Annotated in this window: 5 protein-coding genes and 3 pseudogenes; 6 read left to right on the forward strand and 2 right to left on the reverse strand. The window is 54.3% G+C overall.

What is annotated here, in order from left to right; translation table 11 throughout:
- Positions 1–160 (reverse strand): annotated as a pseudogene (locus A7D16_RS22110) (IS5/IS1182 family transposase); the annotation flags it as partial.
- 105 nt (positions 161–265) lie between these two features.
- Between A7D16_RS22110 and A7D16_RS19395 the strand changes: the two are divergent.
- The 6 genes and pseudogenes from A7D16_RS19395 to A7D16_RS19415 form a co-directional block, all read left to right on the forward strand.
- A pseudogene (locus tag A7D16_RS19395) lies at positions 266–919 on the forward strand (type IV secretion system protein); the annotation flags it as partial.
- Positions 916–1,431, forward strand: a complete 516-nt coding sequence (locus tag A7D16_RS22115) for a DUF4189 domain-containing protein (protein WP_239687053.1) — start codon at positions 916–918, stop codon at positions 1,429–1,431. The pseudogene A7D16_RS19395 and the gene A7D16_RS22115, both read left to right, overlap by 4 nt.
- Positions 1,432–1,556: 125 nt before the next feature.
- Positions 1,557–1,790, forward strand: a complete 234-nt coding sequence (locus A7D16_RS23320) for a hypothetical protein (RefSeq protein ID WP_153043199.1) — start codon at positions 1,557–1,559, stop codon at positions 1,788–1,790.
- A complete protein-coding gene (locus tag A7D16_RS22120; protein ID WP_239687054.1) occupies positions 1,790–2,632 on the forward strand; it encodes an FG-GAP repeat protein in 843 nt (280 codons plus the stop codon). Before A7D16_RS23320 ends, A7D16_RS22120 begins: the two co-directional genes overlap by 1 nt.
- A gap of 105 nt (positions 2,633–2,737) precedes the next feature.
- Positions 2,738–4,033: a peptidoglycan-binding protein gene (locus tag A7D16_RS19410; protein ID WP_153043200.1), complete on the forward strand. Its 1,296-nt coding sequence runs from the start codon at positions 2,738–2,740 to the stop codon at positions 4,031–4,033.
- A gap of 53 nt (positions 4,034–4,086) precedes the next feature.
- Positions 4,087–4,938: pseudogene (locus A7D16_RS19415) on the forward strand (type IV secretion system protein); the annotation flags it as partial.
- A 30-nt stretch (positions 4,939–4,968) separates the two neighbouring features.
- On the opposite strand, the gene A7D16_RS19420 reads toward A7D16_RS19415, so the two are convergent.
- Positions 4,969–5,498, reverse strand: a 530-nt coding sequence (locus A7D16_RS19420; protein ID WP_153043201.1) for an IS3 family transposase, incomplete at its 5' end; no start/stop codon positions are given.

Below are 5,498 nucleotides of genomic sequence, written 5' to 3' on the forward strand. Positions count from 1 at the left end.
TGGCCGGCAATCGTGGCGATAGCGCCTGCTCCAACGCACTCCACGGCAGCCGATGGCTTAGTTGAACCAGTGGATGGCGCAGGTCGATCTGGTTTTCCAGACGCGAACGAAACAACTCATCGGCAGGTAAGTGATCGGCAGCGGGACGGCGTGTGCGCATGGGCGAAAACTGCCAGAAACCAGTGCGTACATTAACGAAAACTGGCAGTTCCAGCACGCCGAAAACGCGGGGGACGCCCTGCAATGGATGTGGTTTGGGGGTTTTTCAGGGGCGACTAAAGAAAGCGAAGACGCCAAGAACCGGGCGCGTTGGTTCACTGGCATCGGCATGGCCGGCCCCGGCGTGGTGGCCGGCTCAATGCTGCTGTTGAACAAGCTGGCAATGGCGATGGTGGTGGGATTTGGCCCGCTGTTCATCCTGTGCCTGCTGTTCCAGGCAACGAAGTCGCTGTTCAGCAAGTGGCTGCTATACGGACTAGGCACGATGTTCTCGTTGTCGGTGCTGACATTTACGGTGAGCTTGGCAACCAAGGTGGTCGGTGCGATAGGCGTAGCGTTTCTGGCGAAGTGGGCGGTCAGTGGCGGTAATGGCGAAGGCATCAGCAGCATGGCGCTGCAGCAGGGAGGAGTGGGCTTGGTCTTGACGACGTTAATTCTGACCGCGCCACCGATGGCGGCAGCGTTCTTCCAGGGTACCTTAGGCCAATTTTCTCCATATTCGGCGATTGGCTCACTGGGCTCGTCGGATGCAGCATCTAACGCCAATCGGCAGGGGCCTAACGCGCAGATGAGTGCTCCGGCTAAAAATATCGAAAATCAGCGTACTCAAGATCACACCGGAGCGCCAACTGTGCTGCGCAATGAATCTAGTTCCGGTCAAGAGTCGAATGCGGGTAGCCGTGGTCTTGCTCAAAAATGAAAAACAAGGCAGTCATGATGAACCTTCCTCAGCTGGTTCTTTGTATCTTTTCTTTTTTTATCCTATGTCCTTCATTGAATGCCCAAACTAGATGTCCTATTGGTACTCAGATGGGAAGTATGCAATGCATTCCCGATACGCCCGATATGCGAGGACAACAAGCACCTCCCCCTAGGCCTACAGGCGAGTGGATTAAGACATGGGGTGCTATTGCGCGCTCCAATTCTACTGGTGAGGCTGGGAGCGCCGTGGGTAAATTTTCTGAAAGTGAAGCTCAGCAAGCAGCAACTGAACAATGTGCTTTGGGTGGCGCGAAAGATTGTGAGGTGCGATTAAGCTATCAAAATCAATGTGCTGCCTTGGTCTCTTCGAATTCTCAAAGTTTTTATCATTCGTCTGTTTCAAAAAAAGCTGCTATAAAGTCTGCATCCAAAAGCTGTGAAGCAAGTGATACTGGGTCGTGCAAGGTCATCTATTCTGAGTGCTCTGAACCATTTTTTAGGAAGTACTAATAATAATGGGGCTGTTCGGGATGGCGCAAAGTGATAGCGCGGCCTTGGGTTAAAATCATCCTGATTTTTTTGTTTGCCCTGCTTTAGGTGCTTTTGCACAAACGCGATGCCCCATTGGAACTCAGATGGGAAGTATTCAATTCATTCCAGATACGTCCGAAATGCAAGGCCAGCATGCACCCATCCCTCAACCTACAGGGGAGTGGATTAAAAATTTAAGGGCTATTGCCGGCTCCGATTCTACAGGTGCATCGGGAACTGCGGCGGGGGATTTGTCGGAAGATGAAGCAAGGGATGTTGCTGTTCGTCGATGCTTCATGAATGTAATAAGTGATTGTAGCCAGGCTGTTCTGATCTGATGTTCAAGAAGTATTTATTTGAATTTGAAGGATTTTATATGTTGGAACGTGCACTAGCAAAAATCGTAGTTGTGGCCACTTATTTGGCTTGTGTTGTCTCGATCACATCTTGCAGTCCTAGCAGTGCGCCGTCTGCAGAAGCTGATAAAGTGGAATTGGCCGCTGAATATCAAACTAACAAAAAGCCTGAGCTCCCGTCGCAAAAGGACTTGAAAATGCCATCTACTGCCAATGCTAAGCTCAATGATCAGGGTGAGATGAGCGCAGATATCAGCGGAATTGCTGTCTTAGTTAAAGCGCAGGGCTGCCACGAAGATGGTCCAGGGATCATGCTATGTAATCGCTCGCCGGCCGTGGAGGTGACATTCCCCGAAATCAAGTCGCTTTTATTGGAACCTGAGGCATTGTATTTCGATAGCAATTCCACGTTCTATCATGGTCTGTTAGACGAAACTTACAAGAAAAACCGCCATTCAATAATTCTGGCCGATATCAACGGCGATGGACATGAAGATGTAGTGGTGTGGTCTGGTAAGGAGGGTAATTATGGTGGCCCCTCCTACAGCGTCTATCTTTTCGATGCCGCCCAACAGCGTCTGGTTTTCAATCAGTCGCTGTCCGATATCACGGTCATGGCAAACGGCCTGTTTTCTGTAAAAGGGAATATGCTGACGTCCACCTCTGGTGATGGGTGCTGTATCCATGTGGTCGATACCTACGAGCTCAAGAACAATGAGGCGGTGCTGCTTGAGCGCGTAACCGAAGATACGAACGATCCTGCTAAGCCCAAAAAGCGGACTGAGCGGCTTCAAAATGGTGAAATGAGGGAGGTGGCTAACTAGAAAGTGGTGATTGGTTTGTAGTGAGTACATGCAACGCGTCTTCGAGTCTCCAATGCCGATAGATGCAACAACAAATTCTAATGACATGCACGTACGGAGAATACTATGAGTGATGGACGTGGTCGTAGCACCGAAGGCTTTGGTGTAGACCGGGAATCTTCCGTTAGGTTGATCGTCAAAACCGCTCTTGAGAACGGTGTGACCGATCCAAAGCAAATATCGTACATGTTGGCGACGGCTCAGCATGAGACGCGTAACTTTCAAGCGCCTGAAGAAGATTTCGGGCGCAGCCAGGCACGCAAACTTGGATACAGCGGCGGGGAAGAGTTTTATGGCCGTGGCTACGTGCATCTCACGCACGATTACAACTATGCAAAGTTTGACAAGTTGCTTGGCCTGAACAGCGAAATGGTCCGTAATCCGGACATGGCCAAGCAACCGGAAATCGCTGCGAAGGTTCTAGTCGTTGGTATGCGTGATGGCTTATTTACAGGTAAGCCTCTTGATCGCTACATCGATAACGATAGCCATGACGTCTACAATGCGCGACGCGTGGTCAACGGAGTTACTCCCAGCAAACCCTGGAGCGTAAAGGCAGCCAAGGAATGTGAGGAGTATGCGGTCAATTGGGAGCGTCGCGTTCCCGATCTGATCGAAAGCGTCAAACGCGATGGTGTCGATCTCAAGCACAGCGTGACGTCTGGTTCGACATCGCATCAAGTTTCGAAGTCTAATGACGGCAAGCTGGAACAAGGCGAGCGCGGCGAACAAGTGAAGCAGTTGCAAAGCCAGCTTGCGCAGCTTGGTGCTGTTGGCCGCGATGGCAAGCCCTTGAAGCCTGACGGCGACTTCGGCGGCAACACCAAGCATGCGGTCGAGCAATTCCAGCGAGAGCATGGGTTGCTGATAGATGGCGCCGCAGGTCAGCAGACCCAGGCCGCTTTGGCTAAGGCGTTGACGCAGACGACACCCAAGCAAACTGAGCAGACGGATGCTCCTGCTGCGTCGGCTCAGGCAGCATCCAGCCCCTTGTTGTCTGACCCTCGGCATCCAGATAACGCGATGTACAACGGCGCGGTCAGCAAGCTGGAAGCCTTGGGGGAGCGTGGCGGCTTTGTCATCCGCAAAGAACTTGAGCAGACAGCCGGCCAAATCGTCTTCGAGTCCAACGTCAGCGGTTTGCAACGCATCGACCACGTGGTGCCCAACAAGAGTGGCGACGGCTTTTTCGCAGTGCAAGGCGAAATGGCGGACCCAGCTATGCAACGCGTTTTTGTAGATCGCAACCAAGCGCAGAATCAGCCGTTGGAACACAGCAGCCGGCAAGCGGCCGAGGAAAGCCAGCGCCAGGCAACACAGGTACAAGCCCCGGAAGCTGCTCCGCGGTCGATGTCCATGTAAGACGGGAATGTTGGTCGTTGCGCGTCAGCGATTTGGTAATCGCCAAGGCGGTCATGAATGTCCGCCTTGGCTCTACTTCCGATAAGCCAGGAGCCGAAATCGATATTTTTCAGTGGACGCTACTGCAGCGCACCTCGGCCTTGATTGGTATTGTGTCCTTGACGGTGTTGGCGCTGTGGGTCATGGTCCAGGGGTATCGCATCGTGACCGGCCAGTCCCGCGAGGCAGCGATGGGCTTGGTAGTGACGGCACTGCGCGCCTCGCTGATCATCGGCCTGGCGACGAGCATGGCCGAAGGTTCGTCGAAGCTTTACTGGACGCTGACCGATGGTGTGAGCCAGTCCATCATCCAAGTGGTGACAGGGGATTCGAAAAGTCCCTACGATGCGATCGACAAGAATCTGGGTCTGATGCAGATTGCGATGATGAGCATCGATCAGATCCAGACAGCAGGCAACCAACAGCGCGACGACGAGAAGGCCCGTGCGCGCTGGTTCACTGGGATAGGGATGGCCGGCCCCGGGGTGGTGGGTGGCTCACTGCTGCTGTTGAACAAGATTGGGATGGCGCTGTTTGTGGGCTTCGGTCCATTGTTCATCATGTGCCTGCTGTTCCAGGCGACGAAGTCGTTGTTCAGCAAGTGGCTGCTATACGGCATAGGCATGGTGTTTTCGTTGTCGGTGCTGAGCTTCACGGTGAGCTTGGCGACAAAGGTCATCGGCGCAGTGGCCGTTGCGTTCCTGGTGAAATATGCGCTACCTGGAAACACGGGTGAAGGCATCAGCAGCATGGCATTGCAACAAGGAGGGCTAGGCCTGGTGATGACAACTCTAATTGTGACCGCACCACCGATGGCAGCAGCCTTCTTCCAGGGCACGCTGGGCCAATTCACTGCCTACTCGGCGACGTCCCCCCATCCTGAGTAGCGGCCGGGTCTAGAGTCCGGGGTTGATGATATCGGTGTTGGCCAGCTGTTGGGCATACGCGGACGGCGTCAGTCCGCCGATGGCTTGTTTGGGTCGCTCCTGGTTGTATTCGCGTCGCCAGCGCTCGATCTCGGTGCGTGCGTGCAGCAGTGTCGGGAACCAGTGCTCGTTGAGGCATTCATCGCGCAACCGGCCGTTGAACGATTCGACATAGGCGTTCTGGTTCGGCTTGCCGGGTTGGATCAGCCGCAGCTGCACCCCATGCGCATGCGCCCAGGCGACCATCGCCTTGCCGCAGAACTCCTTGCCGTTGTCGGTGCGGATCACCTTTGGCAAGCCGCGGCTGATGGCCAGCCGCTCCAGCACACGCGTCACGCCATAGCCCGAGATTGCTCGCTCCACCTCGATGGCGACCGCCTCATGTGTGGCGTCGTCCACGATCACCAAGCACTTGATCGCCCGGCCGTCGGCGGTGCGGTCGAACACAAAGTCCATCGACCACACCTGGTTTGCCTGCAATGGCCGCAGCAGCGGCTGAC

The organism is Xanthomonas nasturtii (assembly GCF_001660815.1).
GTDB lineage: Bacteria > Pseudomonadota > Gammaproteobacteria > Xanthomonadales > Xanthomonadaceae > Xanthomonas > Xanthomonas nasturtii.

Coding starts and splice junctions, on each gene's coding strand:
- A7D16_RS22115 (WP_239687053.1), top strand. CDS start 916: ATGAAAAACAAGGCAGTCATGATGAACCTTCCTCAGCTGGTTCTTTGT.
- A7D16_RS23320 (WP_153043199.1), top strand. CDS start 1,557: ATGGGAAGTATTCAATTCATTCCAGATACGTCCGAAATGCAAGGCCAG.
- A7D16_RS22120 (WP_239687054.1), top strand. CDS start 1,790: ATGTTCAAGAAGTATTTATTTGAATTTGAAGGATTTTATATGTTGGAA.
- A7D16_RS19410 (WP_153043200.1), top strand. CDS start 2,738: ATGAGTGATGGACGTGGTCGTAGCACCGAAGGCTTTGGTGTAGACCGG.